Annotated in this window: 18 protein-coding genes and 3 pseudogenes; 10 read left to right on the forward strand and 11 right to left on the reverse strand. The window is 36.2% G+C overall.

All coding sequences use genetic code 11. The features are described from left to right. Positions 1–248: 248 nt before the first annotated feature. Positions 249–470, reverse strand: coding sequence for a helix-turn-helix transcriptional regulator (locus tag FTU34_RS15875; protein ID WP_004658364.1), 222 nt, complete (start codon positions 468–470; stop codon positions 249–251). Positions 471–664: 194 nt separating this feature from the next. Between FTU34_RS15875 and FTU34_RS15880 the strand changes: the two genes are divergently transcribed. Then, entirely contained in the window at positions 665–916 is a 252-nt protein-coding gene (locus tag FTU34_RS15880; RefSeq protein ID WP_004658363.1) for a hypothetical protein, read from the forward strand. Between the two features lie 252 nt (positions 917–1,168). Here FTU34_RS15880 and FTU34_RS15885 read toward each other — a convergent pair. Then, positions 1,169–1,312, reverse strand: a pseudogene (locus FTU34_RS15885) (antitoxin HicB); the annotation flags it as partial. On the opposite strand from FTU34_RS15885, the pseudogene FTU34_RS15890 reads away from it, so the two are divergent. Further along, positions 1,312–1,536 (forward strand): annotated as a pseudogene (locus tag FTU34_RS15890) (efflux RND transporter permease subunit); the annotation flags it as partial. The pseudogenes FTU34_RS15885 and FTU34_RS15890 sit on opposite strands and share 1 nt — an antisense overlap. A gap of 84 nt (positions 1,537–1,620) precedes the next feature. On the opposite strand, the gene FTU34_RS15895 reads toward FTU34_RS15890, so the two are convergent. After that, on the reverse strand, positions 1,621–2,508 hold the full coding sequence (locus FTU34_RS15895) for a cation diffusion facilitator family transporter (protein ID WP_127800877.1): 888 nt from the start codon (positions 2,506–2,508) through the stop codon (positions 1,621–1,623). Then, positions 2,495–3,226 (reverse strand): transglutaminase family protein, encoded by a 732-nt coding sequence (locus FTU34_RS15900; RefSeq protein ID WP_005245162.1) that lies wholly within the window; start codon positions 3,224–3,226, stop codon positions 2,495–2,497. Before FTU34_RS15900 ends, FTU34_RS15895 begins: the two co-directional genes overlap by 14 nt. A gap of 79 nt (positions 3,227–3,305) precedes the next feature. Here FTU34_RS15900 and FTU34_RS15905 point away from each other — a divergent pair, with 79 nt between their 5' ends. Beyond that, positions 3,306–3,719: a Cd(II)/Pb(II)-responsive transcriptional regulator gene (locus FTU34_RS15905; RefSeq protein ID WP_005245163.1), complete on the forward strand. Its 414-nt coding sequence runs from the start codon at positions 3,306–3,308 to the stop codon at positions 3,717–3,719. Positions 3,720–3,760: 41 nt separating this feature from the next. Here FTU34_RS15905 and FTU34_RS15910 read toward each other — a convergent pair whose 3' ends face one another. Then, complete coding sequence (locus FTU34_RS15910; RefSeq protein ID WP_005245164.1) at positions 3,761–4,960, reverse strand: integrase arm-type DNA-binding domain-containing protein; 1,200 nt, start codon at positions 4,958–4,960, stop codon at positions 3,761–3,763. Positions 4,961–5,602: 642 nt separating this feature from the next. On the opposite strand from FTU34_RS15910, the gene FTU34_RS15915 reads away from it, so the two are divergent. Continuing rightward, entirely contained in the window at positions 5,603–6,985 is a 1,383-nt protein-coding gene (locus FTU34_RS15915; RefSeq protein WP_180036109.1) for an IS200/IS605 family accessory protein TnpB-related protein, read from the forward strand. Positions 6,986–7,015: 30 nt separating this feature from the next. Next, positions 7,016–7,234, forward strand: a complete 219-nt coding sequence (locus tag FTU34_RS15920) for a hypothetical protein (protein WP_000550047.1) — start codon at positions 7,016–7,018, stop codon at positions 7,232–7,234. A gap of 144 nt (positions 7,235–7,378) precedes the next feature. On the opposite strand, the gene FTU34_RS18145 is transcribed toward FTU34_RS15920, so the two are convergent. The 4 genes from FTU34_RS18145 to FTU34_RS15935 are packed head-to-tail and all read right to left on the reverse strand — an operon-like array spanning position 7,379 to position 13,527. Continuing rightward, positions 7,379–7,486 carry a hypothetical protein gene (locus tag FTU34_RS18145; RefSeq protein WP_372551473.1) on the reverse strand — a complete coding sequence of 36 codons (108 nt, stop codon included), beginning with the start codon at positions 7,484–7,486 and terminating at the stop codon, positions 7,379–7,381. A gap of 60 nt (positions 7,487–7,546) precedes the next feature. Beyond that, on the reverse strand, positions 7,547–10,747 hold the full coding sequence (locus FTU34_RS15925; protein WP_127800785.1) for a site-specific integrase: 3,201 nt from the start codon (positions 10,745–10,747) through the stop codon (positions 7,547–7,549). A 4-nt stretch (positions 10,748–10,751) separates the two neighbouring features. Continuing rightward, positions 10,752–13,091, reverse strand: a complete 2,340-nt coding sequence (locus tag FTU34_RS15930; RefSeq protein WP_180036110.1) for a hypothetical protein — start codon at positions 13,089–13,091, stop codon at positions 10,752–10,754. Then, positions 13,078–13,527, reverse strand: a complete 450-nt coding sequence (locus tag FTU34_RS15935) for a hypothetical protein (RefSeq protein WP_127800793.1) — start codon at positions 13,525–13,527, stop codon at positions 13,078–13,080. The genes FTU34_RS15930 and FTU34_RS15935 overlap by 14 nt, the downstream gene beginning before the upstream one ends. A 317-nt stretch (positions 13,528–13,844) precedes the next feature. Between FTU34_RS15935 and FTU34_RS15940 the strand changes: the two genes are divergently transcribed. From FTU34_RS15940 to FTU34_RS15960, 5 genes are all read left to right on the forward strand, one after another. Then, complete coding sequence (locus FTU34_RS15940) at positions 13,845–14,012, forward strand: YhfG family protein (RefSeq protein WP_000946583.1); 168 nt, start codon at positions 13,845–13,847, stop codon at positions 14,010–14,012. 12 nt (positions 14,013–14,024) lie between these two features. After that, entirely contained in the window at positions 14,025–14,621 is a 597-nt protein-coding gene (locus tag FTU34_RS15945) for a putative adenosine monophosphate-protein transferase Fic (protein ID WP_179990952.1), read from the forward strand. Positions 14,622–14,970: 349 nt separating this feature from the next. Beyond that, on the forward strand, positions 14,971–15,228 hold the full coding sequence (locus FTU34_RS15950; RefSeq protein WP_004726728.1) for a hypothetical protein: 258 nt from the start codon (positions 14,971–14,973) through the stop codon (positions 15,226–15,228). A 920-nt stretch (positions 15,229–16,148) separates the two neighbouring features. Continuing rightward, positions 16,149–16,454, forward strand: coding sequence for a helix-turn-helix domain-containing protein (locus FTU34_RS15955; protein WP_000366814.1), 306 nt, complete (start codon positions 16,149–16,151; stop codon positions 16,452–16,454). Beyond that, a complete protein-coding gene (locus FTU34_RS15960) occupies positions 16,454–17,719 on the forward strand; it encodes a type II toxin-antitoxin system HipA family toxin (RefSeq protein ID WP_000934716.1) in 1,266 nt (421 codons plus the stop codon). Before FTU34_RS15955 ends, FTU34_RS15960 begins: the two co-directional genes overlap by 1 nt. A 606-nt stretch (positions 17,720–18,325) precedes the next feature. Here the strand turns inward: FTU34_RS15960 and FTU34_RS15965 are convergent. Together FTU34_RS15965 and FTU34_RS15970 are read right to left on the reverse strand one after the other, a co-directional pair. Further along, positions 18,326–19,924, reverse strand: coding sequence for an alkaline phosphatase (locus FTU34_RS15965; protein ID WP_180036111.1), 1,599 nt, complete (start codon positions 19,922–19,924; stop codon positions 18,326–18,328). Positions 19,925–20,087: 163 nt separating this feature from the next. Continuing rightward, positions 20,088–20,198: pseudogene (locus FTU34_RS15970) on the reverse strand (IS5/IS1182 family transposase); the annotation flags it as partial. Between the last annotated feature and the right edge of the window lie 386 nt (positions 20,199–20,584).

Below are 20,584 nucleotides of genomic sequence, written 5' to 3' on the forward strand. Positions count from 1 at the left end.
TCATTCGAGTCTAGACAAAATGACACCAAATGAGTTTTACTATGATCAGCTACCCCAACAAAACAAGGTGGCTTAACTAGAGCGGAATATCACTTATAAATACGCTTTTAGTTGTTCAAACAAGTGGAACCACCTCTGTTTGTAATGATATTTTATAAAATTCAATATTAGATCTGCAGAGAAAAACTTATCAAACTAAGTATTGGCTAGTCTTTTTCTTCGAAAAACTTATCAAACGAAGTATTAAGTTAATCTTTTTCTTCAACTTCTTCCTTAAACTCAAACAAATCATTCATCGTACAGTTAAAGTACTTACACAACTTATCGGCGACTGGTAATTCAATACGTACAGCACGGTCATAATACATACTTGTGAGCGTGTTGCGATTGATACCTGTTGCATGCACCACTTCACTTAATTTTAAAATTTTTCTATCGCCCATGAGGCTAGATAACTTACAAGTAATCATATTTAAATTAATTTACAAAAAATAACTTGCTGTGGGTTATTTGAAGTTGTTGACTGAGTAATACTTTGCTAAAATTAACCTACAGCAGGTTATTACAACTTATAGAAAGTATATTTTATCCATTTCAACTAAATTATAACTTTTTAAATATAAGGATTGAACCTGCATTAGATTATTTTGTGGAGATGACCGCCGTGTTACCAAATGAGTTATTGATCAGCCAGCAAGCTCGTGACTTAGGAAATCAATTAATTAAAGAAATGAACATCAATAGAAGTTATGGAATGGCTAATTTTCTTGGAGTAAATACTTGCTATGATAATCATCAGGCTGTACTTATTTGGACATTTCAACTGCTTGAAAGGGAACCTGCCTTAAATGAATTAGCAGAAATTAAAAAATATTTTCTTTTAATCTTTCCAGATAGTGTTTATCAATTAGCCTAAGTTGTTTTTAAAATTAATTTATTAAATAAAAAGCACTAAATCAAAGAAAGCTTTATTTAAAAATACCTATTAATTCAAAAACATACCATTTACTGAATATATGAAGCATAGGTTCCTGCTCTATCACTCACTCGTACTAAAATTACATCGCTCTTTTTACTGATACTAAACAATTTATGTCCACGCCACGTTCTGCGGCTTCGAGGGCTAGTTTTTGTTGAACCACTGAGAACAAGGACAACAAACTGCCTACTATATTTTCCCGGAGAGTGGTGTAGGAACTTTTTCATTATTGCTAATCATATCAGCGACAACATCAGCAACGAGCTCCTCTATTCCTGAGAATGCTTTAGACTGATCCGCATCAAGCCAAGACAATGATGGAAACTCAGCACATCATTCGTTTAAGACCTATTTTAATGACGGCACTGGTCGCAAGTTTAGGTTTTATTCCAATGGCGTTAAACACTGGAATTGGTGCAGAAGTACAACGACCACTAGCAACAGTTGTTATCGGCGGTATTGTATCTTCTACAATTTTAACTTTGTTTGTATTGCCTATTTTATATCAATGGGCGCATGGCTCTGAGAGTAGCAAACAGCAATCCGACGAAATTTAAAATCAAAAAAAGCAGCTTAATTACTAGGTTATGCCTAATTAAGCTGCTTTTAATATTGTATGCCCAACATTTTATTGATAAAGCTTACTGCGCTTCATCCCGACAATTTTCATTTAAAAACTCAAACTCTATCGTTGTATGCGATAAATGATAGGAAGATAATTTAGCTGCAACTTCTTGTTTAAGCCTAATTAATTCTTTAACGTCAAAGTTGTCACTCAGCTCAAGGTGCGCTGTTAAAACGTGACTTTCACCATCTAGTGACCAAAAGTGCATGTGGTGGATACCATTAACTTCAGGAAATTCCATTAGTGATAGTTTAATACGCTTTTGAGTCTCTTTATCGGGTGCAGCTTGAAGAAATAAAACGAGTGTTGATTTCAGGTTTTTGAAAACATTAAACAAGATGAACAGCGTGAACCCTATTGATAAAAGGGGATCTAATATCGGCAGTTCAGCGAACAACAGTACGATAGAGACTATAAGAACGGCAACCCATCCAAGTACATCTTCAAGAAGGTGCCATGTCAGCACTTTCTCATTTAATGTTTCACCCGCTTTTAATTTTAATACAGCATATCCGTTAACGGCAACGCCGAGTATCGCTAGCCCTAACATCCCCTCGACTACAGGCATTTCAGGATTGGACAGCTTTGGAATTGCTTCAAATAAAATCCAAATTGAGCCAATGATTAAAACAATACTGTTTATCAATGCGCCAAAGAGAGTAAGTCTACGATAACCATAACTAAACTTATCTGATGCTTCTTTATCTGAAAAACGACTTAAAATCCACGCAAAACCTATTGAAAGACTATCACCAAGATCGTGAACTGCATCTGCCATTATCGCCGTACTGTTAGTGAGCCAACCACCTATAAATTCGATAATAGTGAATGTCACATTAAGGAAAAATGCCCAACCAATACGGTCATCTTTACCATGTTGATGACTATGATTATGGTTGTGCATTTTGTACCTCTAGTACTTTTCTATTTCTTAGTTTTGATACATTCATATTAATCAAGTGACGTATCAAGCGTTGATATATCCAGCGTTTGAACCCCGACAAGTTAGTCCCTTTTTCGAGATAGAACTCATCAGGGGAATCATAAAGCCCAAAGTCATCATGAATACCTTCTTTTTGAATATAGGTATTTTCTCCACGCCAATCTGTATCTGGTGATGAAAAGCACTTTGTTGCAACACCATAACCACAAAAATCATCTTTTACTTGGTCAAATTTCTCCTGTAGAGAGCTTAAGTATTGCTCATCCAATATAAAGCCCTCTAAGTTTATCCAACGCCCTTCAAAGTAAACTTCTACCCAACTATGAATGATGTATTTAGGTGCTAACCAAAATACATAGCTTGGGATAGCACCTTTTTGTAGTTGCTGGTCTATGGTAAACCCATGAAATCGGCATTGAATGCCTAGTCCACGCAATAGTGCCATTAACAGATTACCCTTAGTATTACATTGTCCATAACCATCTGCTAGCACATCGCTTGCTGCAATATCATCGCTTTCATTATAACCAAAGAAAATCTCATCTTTTACAAACTGATAAGCGGCACCAATTTTGTTGAAGTTATCCAAGTTTTTCCACCTACGTTGATCGATCAAGGATTGGATATCTTTGTGTTCAAAATTAACGATATTCGTATTGTTTAAATATTTCTCAGTCATTTTTTATATATCCTTTTCGTTGCATACTTATACTATAGACTCTATAGTAACTATAGAGTCAAATGTCTGGGGGAAATTGATGAAAATAGGCGAATTGTCAAAAAAATCGGGCTGTTCAATACAAACGATTAGATATTATGAAAGAGAAGGATTACTGTTAAATCCAAATCGTTCAGAAGGTAATTTCAGGCTGTATGATAGCAAAGCACTTAAACAATTGGAATTCGTAAAGCATTGTCGCAGCCTAGATATATCACTCAATGATATTAAACGTCTTATCGAATTAAAAAATAAGCCAGAAGAAAGCTGCTCTAGCGTTAATGCATTAATTGATCAGCAACTTGCACTAGTGAATAAACGCATGAAAGAATTAAGGGCGCTTAAAGCTGAATTACAACAAATGGCTAGTGCTTGTGGTTCGAACAACCCAACATACTCATTATATTCTGCTGACCATGTAACACGGCAAGTATATTGTTTACTATCCATTTGAAACCCCATAATGTTTTAAGTCTATGTATAAAAGTACGATTTTCACTTAGCAGTACTTAAATAATCACCCCACCACTGCATCATTTCAGTCCGCTGGGCTAAATAGTCAGCGTGATTATAGCTGGCACGGGTACGGTTCTTATCAATATGTGAAAGTTGTGCCTCAATCCAGTTATCCTGGAACAAACCTGAGTCATTCAAAATGGTACTAAAAGTGGAACGTAGTCCATGAGAGGATAATTGATGTTTTCCATAGCCCATCTTACGTATAGCCATATTTAATGTATTAAAATGAATCGGTTGATTATGTTTCCGTGGGCTAGCAAAAATGTACTTTTCACCGTATGACCATTGCATGACGTCTTTTAAAATATCTAAAGCCTGATCTGAAAGTGGAACTAAGAAGTCGGGAATCTCATGGCCTAATATGACTTTTCGTCGAAACTGTTTAATATGCAAGGCAGGTATTTTCCAGACTTTTTCATTTAAATCAAAATGATGAGGCTCAGCCAATAACAATTCAGCCCCTCGCACGCCAGTATGTAATTTGAACAGCAGTGCTTTTTTAATAATCGGATGGGCATCCAATTTTTGTAATTTATACTTAAAATCAGATATATCCTCCGCTTTCAAATACGGATAATTTTTCTTGATTTTACTGTTAATGGCGATTTTATTTAAACCATGCGCGATGTTGAATTCACAATAACCCATCGCTACAGCGTAGTCATAAATTTGGTTCAAATAACTACAAGCTTTCTTGACAGGTTCTTTTACTTGGCGTCCCTCTATTTTTTTGATTACTGAAACCAGGTCATAACGCTTGATGTTTTGAAAAGGTAGATCCTGAAGGTCTGGATAAATATCTTGCTGTAAGCATCTTTCTGCTAACTGTAGTACACCACAGCGGGGTAGATCGTTGAAGGCATTTTTCAGTTTGAACTGTAACCACTCCTCCCCGACCTTACCAAAGGTGATGACATTAGAGGCAGTATCTTGTTCAAAACAGAAATCATTGTCTTTAAAGTCATCTCTGACTTGTCGTGCCTTTTTCAGCGATAAATCAGGATAACGACCTAACTGAATGCGTCGACGTTTTTTAGTTTGTGGATCTGTATAGCGATAGCACCAAGATTTTCTTCCACTCGGCTCAATCTTCAGGCTAAGCCCATCTTCATCGGATAAAAAACTGGTTTTTTCCTTACAATGAGCTTGGCGAACTTTAATTTCAGTAAGACTCATGGAATTTAAATGAAACCTAACAATGGGTTGATTGGATCAATTATATCAAAATAGAACGCTTTATGTATGATGCGTACACTACGCATCATATATATTTGTAATATATTGTTTTATATATTTAATATTTTAAGTATTTGTATTTTAGTAACCATTATAAGTACCACCTCTTCTTTAAGTTCCCAACAACTCACTTTTTCTGTCATCAATGTTAAATAAGTCTTGTGCTTTAAATTCTTAGATGACCTCCTCTACCCTTTATTATCATTTTTATAAAAGTAACTATATGTACTCATTAAAATTTGTAGAGCTCAAAAACAAAAAAGACCGCTATATAGCAGTCTTTTAACTTAATTAAATAATAATTAATTCATTTTCATCATAAGTGCATAAGCATCACGTTTGTTTTGACGCAATGATTCTATCTCGGACTTCGTCAGCTGTTTTACGAGAGTAATTAACTATAACTAAAAATATAGACAAATATTTGCATAAGTTCTCATTTTGTCTATGTCGATTCAGTAGTGGCAAGGTGGGTATTTATTAGAGATTTAAATGATTATCTTTTGTATTTTAGGTGAGTGTCTTGGTATATTAGCATCCATATCTATTGATTATCCAATCCCTTAACCTAGGCATGACTTTGTGAAATTAACACGCATCCACCATTGTAAAAACTTGAATGTGCAAAAGTACAAACAGCTTGAGAAACAAGCTGTTTTACTTGATCGTATTCGTAGCGAGGTGTGGGCTAAATATGGTGCTATTTCAGGTTTGAATATCAGTGACAGAGCTATTCGTGATGCGTGGATGAAAGAAAGTCGTGACTTTGGTGTTTCTGCAAATGCGTGGAAAGAAACGCTACGTGATTGCATAGGTGATATTAAAGCCTATCGAGAAGCATCAAAAGACAAAGTAAAGCAGGCGATCCGAAAACGCACCTCCTGTAATAATGAACAAAAAAGACTATACACCTTGCTTAAAAAAGATGAATGGATGACTGATAATTTCCTCCATCGTCAAATGCGTAATCACTTTAAGCATGGTGTTAATCACACACATAATCAAATTATTGTTCGTGCGGATATGTGTAAAACTTTTGAGTTAAATGGTCAATGTTGGCTTAAAGTGCCGAGTCTAGTCCCTCGACAAACCATTAAAATTCCACTAAACACCACTGTTGATTTTGCGCCACAAGGCACACTTAGAATCATTCTAAAAAACGGTAATGTTGAAGTTCACTCAACTTATGATGCAGTTGAAACACAGGATTGTGGTCAGGAAACCGTAGGTGTTGATAAAGGTTATTCAGAAGCCTTTGTGGATTCTGATGGTGAAGTATATGGCAATGGTTTAGGTAAATTGATCTCAAGTGAATCAGACTACCTAAATCAAAAGTACAAACGTAGAAATAAGCTCAGAGCGATTTCTAAAGCCAAACCGCACAAGAAACAGAAAATTGAGTTAAATAATCTAGGTCGAAAAAAACTAGATAAGCGACAAGATACTCAAAAAGCAAAGCTCAAAACATTAATATTTACAGCAACTCACAAGTTGGTTGATAAAGCCAAAGTGATTGTTGCGGAAGATTTAACATCCCCAATTCAAAGTAAACGCAACTATGGCAAAAACACCAATAGACGCTTAAATACATGGGCTAAAGGTTTGTTAGCTAATGCCCTAACTTCTATATCTCACCGTAGAGGTTCTACGGTGCATCTAGTCAATTCTGCATATACTTCGCAAAGTGATTCTTTCTTGCATGGCCTTTTAATAGGTACACGTAAGGGAGATCGTTTTCACCGTTTCAATGGGGAAGTTGTGCAAGCTGATTGGAATGCTGCGAGAAACGTGCTTGCAAGATTAAACGACAATGAGATAAGTCGTTATACGCCTTACAAAACTGTAAAGCGTATATTGCAAGAACGGACTGACCGCTACAAGTCGGAACTGACCGACTCAGGCTCTAGTTACACGCTTGGCAACAAGACATTAACAGAGTGCGAATTAGTCCTTGAGTATGTTTGAATACATTTTAAGGAACAGTAGGATAAAAACATGCACTTATTTAAATTAACTGACGAACAACTCGCACAAATTCTTATCCCGAAACGATTTGTACCACCTACTCCACCTGAACATGAAGGCAAGAATATGGTCTATGTATTTGATAGTGAGGATAAGTTTGAACTGACTTATGATGAGCTGGTGGAAATCATTAGCAAAGCTAGAATGGCTGGTCCGAAGTTGATACCTGTCTTAGGCACCGTGAATTAAATTGTGCAGTGTTCGCACGCCACTTGAAACATAACTTGATTGGAAATGAATTTGGGCTGAGAAAAATTCAGTTCAAATTTAACCTGACGGGCACACTAAAAAATGGGTAATTGTCAGATCGAGTTTGGACTACAACACTTTAGCTCATCGATTTACCATACCGCTAATCTTCACACCATTTTCGTAAATCCAGCGATCAAACTGTGATACTACATTCCGCTTATTAATCCAAGTCAGCATGGTGCTTTTCATAAAGGCAGTTTACTTATAAACAGGGAAATTTCTAAACAATTCCCCTTTAACATGCTTAGGCTATTTGATCCAGAGTTCATCTTTTTGCATCATTTTTAACATTAAATTAAATATAACCAGCGGAGTAACATTTTTTTTGTTAGAGCCGACAACTCTTTGAAAACTAAATTTAACGGTTCGCTCAGGAGCATCCAAATTAACTGGGTAGTTTTGTTTTTCTAAATACAGATGATCTCCTAACATTGGCTCTATACCAGTAATAAAATTAACAATTTGTTGCTCATCACCTTTCATTCGGCATTGAAAATGTAGAAAATTCTTACGCAGTTTTCCAAATAATAATAATATTTTAAGCGCCTTAACCATGTTCTTTTCTTTCAGTGCATCTTGCTGCCTATCATCTTTATAATGAAAATCAAGGAGAGGAATTATTTCATCTGGACGAGTCAGTTTTTTAGCCTTTTCGTAAAGTTCATCAAACCAACTCTCTTCTAAATTCTTACTATAAACATAATTCGTTTTTAAATTAAATTTTTGGCGATCCATCCATTTAGTGCTCATCCATTGACATCGTTGCATCCATTCTTGAGCTTGGGTATCTTCGCTTAATCGACCTTCTCTAAAACTTATCAAACGTTGAAAAGGTGTCAGAGTACTCTTCTCTATACTAAACTTCTTTTCTTGTCGGCCAGCCATCGTAACTGGCTGTGTTTGCTGATAAGAATTAAACCATTTCTGCTGCTGAGTATAACGATTTAGGTTTATGTAGTCTGTACTTGACTTCACTGGACTAAAACACTGTTCTAATACTTTTTTTGAAATGATACACGGCGAATTATAAATTCGATCGACTGCTAATAAATCCAAAACATGAAGGTAATTTGAAGCCGTTTGCTCAATACTGCTATGCCCCATCCAAGAGGCGAGCACCTGCCATTTATGTTGAATAATCTCTTCTTGAGCACGTGCTTTCATACCAAACAATAAATCCCTCATCTTTTTTGCTTTTACCCAAGGACAATCTGTGTAGGTCTTGATCATTTCTTTTGAACCGAGCAAAGTTATTGCTAGATAGTTAGCAGCACTGTGGCGTAATGTATGAAAACTAAAGCCATGATGCATACCTAATATTTGACTAAACAAATCTACTGTAATTTTGCTGATACATTGATCAGTTAATACACGATGATTCACACTAAAAAGTAGATCATCCTGCTGATTAACCAAATATTGCTCATAACGATGTTGTATGTAACGTTGTACTACTAAAAACTCATGTTCTGACAATGCAATTTTCAATGGTATTTGACGATTCGCACTTCGCGTTTTCAGACGGCGATATGAATTGTCTTGGATATGAAGCGTGATATTATTAAAAACTGTATTTTCTTTTTCTTTATAAAGTAGCTCTGGGCAAATAATATCTTGTATTTTAAGACAACGAACTTCATTTAATCGAAGTCCAGTTCTATAACTTAGTAAATACATCAGCTTTAAACAACTCAGATGATCGACCCACTCTGATGCCGTTGGCTCTTGACTTAAATTTTCTAGTTTTTCCAATAATTTGCCAAATAGCAAAGGACTCACTAGCCGTGCATTGCAAATTTGTAAATGCTTAAAACTTGAATTCTGTAACACCAATACCCCTGGAGCATCATAATTCTCTATACAGAATTGATGAAAATCTTTTAGGCGACCAAAACGGTATTCTGCGCTTTGGTGCATCTTACGAGAGGTTTTTCCTTTCACCGAATCTCGTTGAACTGCTTTTTCATCACGTTCACTGCTGTATTTCAATAGCTGCCGATATAAATCCTCATAGTCATCTATGGATTGTTGCTTTAAATCTAATTTATTGAGCCAAATCTCAAATATAAATTCTTTGCCAAACGATCCTAAGTAGCTTTCAATAGTTGATAATTGAAGCCCTCGTTTTTTTAAATGCATTAACCAGTGAATTAAGCGTAGTTGAGCATCAATTAAAGACTTTTCCTCCGTATTAGCATCAACTATCTTCTCCTCTAACACCCTTCTAGTTTCTTGCCAAAAACGTAGCGTGCGTTCTTCTTTATTCCTCTTTTTATCTAAACGCTCAACTTTTTGACCTTTACGTTTCTTTTGACCAAACAACATCAACTCATACGGAATCGTTTGTAATTTGCTTTGAACAGTCGGAACTTCAGGAAGTAACTGCTCTTGTTCAAAATGAATAGGGCGATTATCTGGTTCTGTGACTTGATTGTAATCATTATTCCACAGCAATCTAAATTCGGATGGCCTTAAAGCAACAGTATTAATCTCTTGCTGAAGCACATTACTCAAAAATATATCTATGCTGAGGTTTGGATTAAATTCGAGTACCATTTGCACATCATTAAATGCACGAAATCCACGGCGTTTAATTTGATATTGCAGATCCCCAAGACTTTTTTTCCTGCCTATCTTACTCAAGCTTTCTAAAATACAATCTTCAACTGAATGTTGCAGACAAAATTCTTTCTGAGCAGCTTTCAACTTTTTTAAATATTGCAAAATGAACTGCGCATATGGGTTAAAAAAAACATGTTTCCATTGGTACAACTTTCCCTGTTCTACATCGTTGCCATATTGAGAGTTTTCAACACGATAATGTAGTAACAATGGATTAGTGATTTTTTTGTAGTCCGAATGGTATAACCGAAAACAATTCAGATCTGTACCAAGCTCAATGGCCTCCTGCAATTGCTTCTGAATAGCAATCAAATGCTGTTCATCTGCACAGCCTGAAATATATATAAAACTTAAGCATAAATTTCCCCATAAGTACTTTGGTTCATTCCAATATTCAAATGAATCTTGCCAATACTGCCTTAATTCCTTAAGTACATGGATATGTAGATGCCCCTGTTCTAACCGTGACTCTGTACTCTCAATTTTTCTAGGCAGTACGATCCGTTTAGTATGTGGATTTAGCTTAATTCTGTATGATTTTTTATCTACATTCTGGTTGAATTGCTTCCTTCTTTTATTAAATTCATCTTCAGTAAATTGCATCAGTTTTGATTGTTCGTCTCGGCTCAACTTTTGACTCAAACAATCAACACTATCTTTAATGTCATGCCATTTTTCAGCGATCTGCTGATCAAGTTTTTGCTGCATTTCTTTCGTCAATACTTCAGGTGGAGAAGGCTGTCTATCTAGCGACTTTTTCACCATTTTATGAATATCAACAAATAGATCATCTAGTTGTGGTTTTATTAGTTCTTTGATTTTTTGCATACAACTATTTTCGCTCTAAGTGTTTAATCGATAAAGATTTGACATTATCTTGCAATTGCTGGCGGGCTTGCTGTACATAGACATTCGGGATAAGTGAAGAATGCGGATGAAAAGCCTCTCGGTCACGTTGGTCATGACCATACAGGGCCTGAATTAAGTGAAAAGCTAATGCTGGTTTACCCTCTTGCTGCTCATGCATCAAAAAGTTCATGTCAAAATGACGTAACCAATTCGAATACATATTCTTTGGAAAGACTCCTTGCATATATGAATTCACCCATTTTCTCGATAAAGGGATTAACTTAATTTTCCTGCTCTGCCATTCTTTGACAGTTATCGGCAAGATATCTTTACTAAAAATGACCTTACCAAAAAGATCATTTACAGTTATCTTCTTCTTTGCAAAGACTTGTCTAAAAAATGAACCGTACGCTTCAATAATTTGTTCTAAAAAGGCAGTGTAATTTTGCAGTGTTTTTATGAAAAAATCAGATAAAGGGATAAAACGACCATCTTTTCTTGCTTTACTATTTTTTTTATCATTCACATATAAAAGCTTGAGCTCAACACAATAATCATCCAAATTCCCCAACAGGTTTTTTTTAGGCCGACTTGCCAAACTCAACAAACTGATATGCCACATCCAACACGCATATGCATTAAGTTGATTAATAATGTGCTTATCTTCTTGGATGTTTTCGTGACAATGTCTATGTAAAATATGGAATTGCTCTTTCACAAAATTGGATTCAAGTGCCAGTTGGCTCCCTATCCTTCCTATAGATAATGCAGATTGCACTTTGAATTGTTGTTGCAATATTTTTAGTTCAGCCGTGTCTTCAGTAAAATGTGTGGAATGTGGTGTAAGTGCTTTTTCTAAAAAGGCTAGATATGTGCTACTGAGTTGAGTTTTCGGTAGCCCGCCATAATAGATACCAGGCATGTGATGCTGACTATCCCGCCCAGCAATTACATGAGCAAGATATTCATTATATGTTTCATAATATATATGAAAATATAATTGAGCCTGCAGTTTTTCTACAGTGATCGAACCTACAAACCGATTATCAAGCCAATTCTTAAGTTTCGTATTAATGTGTGTTGATGAAATTAGTGGATTCGATGCTTGTTCTATATAGTCAAACCAAGCAGAAGGTAAATGTAGTTGATGTGTCATCACTTCATTCCACCGCACATGATTTAAGCTCTTAATCTTCTGCTCTGTAATTTTAAGATTTAATTTGAGTAAATATTCGCGACGTCTACTTGAACCATTCTGGATCAAAATTCCATCTTGAATAAGCTCGTTAAAATCTATCAGTGCGACGGGTGATAATCCCGTCAAAAGTGACAATAAACATGCTGCAGCGATTGCAGCATCCCTCCAGTGCCCGGATAACTCGGTTCTCAACACATAAACAATTTGCTTCAGTATATCTGGCGCCAAATAATGTGGATTTGTAACAAAAGGAGCATGACGGCGCTGGCGATGCCGCATTAGATGCGTCGCATTATCGCTGAGTATATAATTTAAATTTTTAGACTTTTCATCTTCTGAATAAAACTCCATTTCAGGATCTAATAGATCAACTTCACCCTCTTCATCTTTGTGAAGAGCGGCATCATAAATACTAATCTTTGCGTTATGTCCAATATCTACTTGCTTACCCGTTTTAATTTCACGAAATTTTTTGAGTTCATTTTTCGTCGGCCATTGCAAAACTTTGCTTTTTTTTGACTTACGCTGACGATGAACTACACGACGATCATCTAGTCTTTTAAAAATTATTAATAGAGCCGATAAATACTCTATGACTTGTACTTGTTCGAAATCTTTAATATTAAAAAGTTGATTACGATCCTCTTTTTTCAAATTACGTTCGTACGTGACATAACAATTTAGCAGCTTACTACATTCATGAAATAATTCAGCATGATTAGAATCCAGCACATATCGTGAGACATAGCGTAATAGGTCACAAACATGTTTTTGCTTATTCTCAGCTTTATCAATTTTTGCAAATTCTTGATACTGCCGATATGTTAAAAAACTCGCTTGTAGAATCAAATAACGTTGCGATGACAGCTCTTGTGTATTACTAGAATCTGGACATGCAAAAAAACTCACAGCAGCTAAAAAAGAATACTTACCGATCTGTCTGGAGCCTGATATATAGCTATAAATTTGTTGTGCTAATTTGTATAGAGCGTAGACATCTTTATACAAATCATCTGATAGATCGACAAATTGTGTATTTACAATATCATCACGTAATAGACAATAATCTTGTTGATATTTTTCTGCTAAATCTAAGAATTGCTCTTGTGTTTCAATGTTTGGCATATTCATTTTCGCTTAATATTTTTATCACGTTGCATTGTTTAAATTCATTGTGATCAGAACGATTTGGTAAAAGTTGATCCTTTATTGAATTCTTTGTTAGCTTAAAAAATCTTGCAAAAAATTTAGCATCCAGTTCTTTCTGAGCTTTTCTTTCAAAGCACAAGTGTTGTTGTGATTTTTCGATAAAATCATCAAGATTATGTATCAACTGTAAGATTGCAACATAATTAGAATGCACACGTAAGCCTGGCTCCGTTTGCATTAATAGCAATATTTTTTGCCAAATTTTCACATAGATTATTTTGAACTTTGCTTGTACTACTACTTTCTGGCTCTGTTTAATCTTTTTGATTTTCAGTAGTTCTGAGTTAATTTTTACTATCTTAAATTGAACATTTTGTCGCTCAAAGCAAAAGGGCATGATAAATTGCCCCATAAATATCTCTATATTTTTTACTAAATAGTCAAATTTTAACATTTTTATCGATATAAAAAATGAGCATATCTTTGTATATTAAAATTCATTTAATTTATCAACTAAATTTTCTCAAAATTACAATTATCAACAAATACATATGGTTTACTTATCATGGGTGGTCTAAATTTTAAGAATTCTTCCACTTTTTTTTAGTTTTCTGTTATTACATGAAACAATACCGTTGTATTACATTTTAGAAATGCTGTGTATGCAGCATTGATCAAAAAGATTCTCTGCTATACTTACTTCACGTGTAGCATCAATGGAGTTTCGAAATGCTCAGAACCACTGAACAGAAAAGAAAATATATTCAAGCGACACGTTCGCAAAACTATCAAGCCAGCCTAAAGCTTGAAGGCATTACAACGACAGCTCAAACAACTCAACAAAGTAAAGCTGAAATCTTGCAAAAATATAAGAAGTATTCGCAACCCGAATCTTAGTCAGGTGCATGTATGGATAAATATGGGGAAATGGGTGACAGCCTGTATTGTTACCCTGGCACAAATATCCTAAAGAACAAACTCAATATTCGTGATGAACAAATTTTAGAACAAGCTGAACTAGAACTGTCTGGATTGGCAAGTAACTTAATTGAATATGCTGAACCACCTTACGACTTACAATACTTAAAATCAATTCATGCGCAGCTCTTTGGCGACTTATACGACTGGGCAGGAAAGTTAAGACAAATCGATATTTCCAAAGGTGACACCCGTTTTTGTAATTTTTCCCGTATTGAAATTGAAACCAATAAACTACTCAAACCGCTTCAAGAAAAAAAATACTTTCAAGGCTTAGCACCACAACAACTGATTCCTCAACTTGCCGACTTGTATTGTGAGCTTAATGTCATACACCCATTCCGTGAAGGTAATGGACGTACACAACGGATTTTCTTTGAGCATCTGATTGCTCATTGTGGTTATGGTATTGATTGGTCTCGCATTGACTCTCAACAACAATGGATTCAAGCCAATATTGAAGGTTTTTATGGTAATTTAAATCCATTAATTAAGATTTTTGAAATATGCTTTATTCAAAATACCTAAAATTTAAGTAGTCGAAGCCCACAATCCTTAATGAGCCATCATCTTTGCTTCAATCCACTGATTAATTTCCCAAATAAACCAACAATCACGATTCTTAGAAATCTTAATACTCTTCGGGTAATTTAGGATCGTAATATTCAGATTACTTATCCAGAATTGAATAGATCGTTAACTTAGATAGACTTTTAAGCAATGTAACTTGCCGCATGTTTATCAACATATGTCTCAAAAAAGTCTGCCCATACATAGATTTATGGTGTTTAGTGCTTAAATTTCAGATTAATCTTCGTCTGATGACCTGAATGGATGTTACAGATTACATGCAGGTGAATTACTCTGTGGCTGTATCATGGCTTTTGTGCAATCCAATCCATTTGATCCGAATGTTCTCTTTTGCAATAAAGCAGCCTCTTCTGCTTTTCCTGAACCAACGAACTATGTCATTGATTTGATTCAACCGACAACAGTGATGCTGAATCAAATCTCCAAAGAAGGGATTAAATGCAAGAAATGTGGTAAGAAAAAGATAGGGGATGGAAGTTATTATCCGTCTAATTGGAACCAGCCCATGAGTCGAGATCAGTTGAGTAAGAATCATTTTAAATGAATAAGAGAAGGATGGCTTACCTCACTTCTCCGAATAACAATGCTATGCTTTTCAACCAAGGTTATAAATTGGCAACTACATTTCATTCTTCTTCATGCTGGTCCTATAGCCTGTAGACAATTACTACATCATTTGCATTCAATGCTCAATACAGCCTGTCAGCAGAACCGCAGCGATACTTTTTTTCGTGCATACATGTAGTGTTTAAATCCATTCATTTTTCAATGATCCTCTGCCGTTTATCACATTTATGGTCGATCTTTAACCTTGTGAAAAATGCACATACCGATCCCTTCAAACTGTCAAATTTATGTATGCATGACATTTAAAGAAAATTATCTGATCAATTTTTTTAGGTAAAATTCATCAAGAAAAAAGTTATTATTATTCATAACATCACCAATAACCACATAAAAACAATAATTTAATAAATTATTCTTCCAATTTTTTTATATTTAGTGTTATTACCTCTAAATCCATGTTTACCACCTTCTATTACATAAGTAATTTAGAAGTATCCACGATATAAATTGCTTGCCCTCACACCTCTCCCCTCTCACGCCCAAAAAATTTATACTGAAAGGCAGATTAAGCCCGTTCGAGTTACATATAGCCGCATGCTATATTGAAAGCATTAAGAAAATATCCTCAATATTTATAGGATTTTTAAAGTATGAACTAATTTTCGAAGAACCCTTTCTAAGTAATGTGACCTATTAGGAAAAATGAAAATACTGAAATCTCCGTATCAACAATCAGTCAAAGTACATCCTGATGATTTTCTGTAACCGATACCCAAGGACTATACCTACCCTTCTGATGTGCTGTGCAACAAAGCCCTCCTTAGCCACACTATAGCTATAGATTAATTCCATTATTTTGTGATTTAATTAAATTATTCATTCTTAAGACCCAATTTAATGGATTTATATTTCACTAAACCAGAAGAAGTTGTGACTCTTTTAGGTGAGCGTTTACGTAAGCAACGACTCTTTCTGGAGATGTCTCAAGCTGAGGTAGCAGCACGCGCTGGTGTCGGCGTGAATACAGTTTCGAATCTTGAAGCGGGACGAAATGTATCTGTTGAAAATTTAGTCCGTATTGCAATGGTCTTGGGTCGATTAAACGAACTTCAGGAACTATTTAAACCTCAGCTTAACAGTGTGAATGACATTCTTCGCTATGAGAGTCAAAGTAAGCGCCACCGTATTAAGAGGAAGGGATAATGCTCAATAGACTTAATGTTTATTACAACGGTTGGGACGAATCATGGTTATGGGGAACGCTGATTAGTTCAACAGCCACGACAGGTAGACCCACCATTGCTTTTGAATATAGTCCAGAAGCAATACAGCAAGGTGTTGAGCTCTCTTCTTACTTGCTGCCTTTAAAAGGTCTACCATTCAGACAAGGTTTTCCTACTCATCAAATGGGACTCCCAGGTCCAGTCTATGACGCTTTACCAGATGGTTGGGGCATGATGTTGATGGATCGATATTTCAAAAAAATTGGCTTAAATTCAGCACGAATTGGACCTTTGGAGCGTCTGACCTATATTAGTAGTCACGCAATGGGTGCCCTCTCCTTTGAACCTTGTGTTGCTGACATGCAAACCTCAGAAAATATCCCTTTACAACAACTGGCCCAGGAAGTTCAAGAAGTACTCAAAGGTGAAGGTGGTGAATTTCTACAGCATTTATTGGTCATGGGTGGCTCCCCTCAAGGTGCCAGACCAAAAGCGTTGGTTTACCGAGATCCTGTCAATTTAGAGTTTTCGACTCAAGATTCTGATCAACATGAAGCCTGGCTGATTAAGTTTCCTGCTCAGCAAGAGCATCCTGAAGTCTGCGCCATTGAAGCCGTCTATGCAGAATGTTTGCGACTTTGTGCAATTGAGACTCCAGATACCCATTTCTTTAATTTGCCCAATGGTTTAACGGCTTTTGCTTCTAAACGATTCGATCGTCAAAATGGTATGCGGATTCCAATGCAGAGTTTGGCTGCATATACAGGAGCAGACTATAAAGTTCCAGGTAGCCTAGACTATCGCAATTTTCTCCGGGCAACCTTGATGTGTACGCAAGATGTACGAGAAAGATTGCATGCTTTTAAACGTGCTGTGTTTAATGTGCTTTTCAATAATCGGGATGACCATACTAAGAACTTTTCATTTCTCATGGAGAAAAATGGTCAATGGAAATTGGCTCCAGCCTATGATGTGACCTTCTGCGAGGGTCCAGGTGGTTATCATCAAATGGACATTATGGGAGAAGCGCTCAATATTTCCCGAAGTGACATACATAAACTCGGTACTTCAGAAGCTAATCTGACTACTCTAGAAGTCGATGAGATCATCTTGACCATGCGTGAAATTGCACTTCAATTTAGTCAAATTGCGCAGCGCCTGTATCCCCATCAAATTCGAGAATCTACCCTACAGATGATTCAATCACGGATTCAACAGAATATTGATTTTTTAACTGAAACCTAAGCGTAAATATAAACTAAGCGCCAACCATCAACTGCAAATAGACTTTGATATAGTTAGTCGCTACATAATCTGTAGAACCTGTGAATTAGCTCTCTTTATAATCACGAATATTAGATGGATCACCGCCAAGATATATTCTGCAAACGTGAAATCACTACATCCAGATCGAAAATCACTAAGAAAAAACTGTCACCAAAAAAAGGTCTGCACTATGGATAGATGCAGACCAAACTCTGGATAACTACCAGCACGAGAAATATGTCGCAATTTTGCATAGACATGAATTTGATAAAATCAGCCCAGAAAGCCAGAAATTCATAAAAACTATTTCATCAATCCCCTATAACTTAATCACGTTCATGGTCGATCTTAAATCTTGTGAAAAGTACTCATGCTGACCTAGCCAAACTGTAAAACTCATGTATTTATAGCCTTTAAATGAATCTTTCAATCGGTATATTTAAGGTAAAAACTAGTAATCAGAAGTTATTATCACCCCCATATAAAACAAGGATCAACTTAAAAACAATAACTTAGTAAATTATTCTTTCATTTTTTTTATATTTAGTGTTATTTTAATGTACTATTCATTGGATATCCCTCTACTTATAAGCCTGTGATCTTGCGAATCAGATGGTTCACTTTAACATTCTCTAAGCTGCCCGAGAATTGCTCTGCTCCCTGCCCTATGGCTTCCAAGAAAACATCAGCCCCGCCATGTGTTTCTTTATCTTTAAAACCTGTCTGAATCACGGCTTCTTGCTGGAAATCATCCGCAGCAGCTCCCGTACACCAACCAGTTTCACTCAAAGGATAAGTAAAACTATATTTCTCACCTTGTTTAGGTTGTGGACCCTGTACTGGATGACAGATATCACTGTCTTTCAAATTGATTACTAGGTCATCCATCCGATTTTGTGTCGGACGCTTTTTGCCCGTACCAAAACCAATAATCGGATAAGGTTGTCCATGAATATCTTTGGCAAAACCCGCACGATCATAGTTTTTAACCAAACCTAGTACACTGGTTTCCTGACCTTGTACATATTTTCCAGTACGCTTGGCATAGCCATTTAAAATTAGAGTGTGATCATGATCTGCCGTTATCACAATCAAGGTATTTTTTAATTCAGGGTCACTTTGTCGAAGTTTTTTAATGGTTGCATCCAAAGCCTCGTTTAGGGCAATTGTATCCTGTAATGCACGCTTAGCATTGGTGTCATGTAAAGCATGGTCTATACGTCCCCCTTCAACCATCAGGAAAAAACCATTTTTATTTTGGGTTAGAATGTCCAAAGCGGCCAACGTCATTTGCTTTAAGCTAGGTTCAGGCAAGTTTTTTTTGGTTCGATCTAAGTCATAATTTAAATGGCTAGTATTAAACAAACCCAATAATTTTTCATTCTTTCCTAACTTCATCTGGGAGAGTTGAGGTTGATCATAGACCACTCGATAGCCTGCTTGTTGCATTTCTGCGATCAAATTCCGTTGGTCTATCCGTTCTCCCCCTTGATCTTTCGGCAGAAATTGACGCTTACCCCCGCCTAGAATCACATCAACCCCATCTTTTAATTTGACGTTATAACGCTGATAGGTATCACCTTGCGAACTTGGTACTAATTGGGATGCTATGTCATTTTCAGCATCACGATGACAAATATGGGCATAAGTCGATGCTGGTGTAGCATGCGTAATGCGAGTTGTTGTGACTACCCCTGTACCCCAACCTCGTGCTTTGGCCAATTCAAGTAAAGTTTGAGTGTCTTGCTTATTCTGGTTCTGAGGATTGGTTCCACATTGATGATTTCCGGCCTGATTTGGTTCTACTGCAATTGTTCCAGTCTGCATGGATATCACTTCATTTTTCATTTTTACACCTGTCATATAGGCACCCATCGATGGTGCGCTATCTGTAACCTGTGCATCTTCTGAGAAAGTACGAACAAATGCTGACTCTGGCAGTTGATCTATCGGCAGTTGGCCATCTTCACCAACAGCATAAATTCGTGCAGCTGTCAGTGTCGTGATACCCATTCCATCTCCCAAGAAAAAAACCACACGGTGGGGCTGTTTTAGTGGTTGTACTGAAGCAGAAGATGATTGAACTAAAGCAGGACTTTGGCAGCCCGTCAAAATAACTGTGCCCAAACTACAGCATGCCAAACTTATTGATTTTTTATTAAATTTTTTCTTATGCCAAAGCATTGCATCGCCTCATCTTAGGATGGTCGAAAAATACGCTTTAAATATTCAATTTACATGACAAATTTATGAAAATATTATTATGACTAATTAGGGTCTGTTGACATTTACTGTGGCTTTGTTGCACAAAGATTTTAAAAGTAGAACTCCCCTAAGCTTCTCAAACTTAAGTGACAACTTGGGTGTGAGGTCTGCCTAAATCCGTAAATTTATTTAATACTGTCACACGAGCATGAATCTCATTCACTTGGCTCTGAAAGTTTCTCGCACTGAGTTTATATGCGGACCAATTCGTTGTACGGTAGATTTTAGTTGCTGGCTTCTTCATTCGGAAATTATATTGCTGAATCAGACCTTACAAACAGCTTTGTGCAACAAAGCCGTCTTTAAGTACTTTTTTTAAAGGAAAAATCATCGACTTAAATCTATATTTCCAACAGTGCCACTTTTATCGCTTTAGCACCTCAACTTATTTAAGTGGCGTAACTTACATAACTTATGCATCCCATTTAAGTGACCTCAGTTATAGTATTCCGTGTCAGGAATTTGTCCACTTATTCCAATGATGATGAGAACTGCAGCATTGACTTAGATCGCCAGTGCTCAGTACTGGCCATCATGTAGCTTTTATCGCTTTAGCGCCTTAACTTATTTAAGTGGCGT

Source organism: Acinetobacter sp. YH12094 (assembly GCF_013419295.1).
Lineage (GTDB): Bacteria > Pseudomonadota > Gammaproteobacteria > Pseudomonadales > Moraxellaceae > Acinetobacter > Acinetobacter amyesii.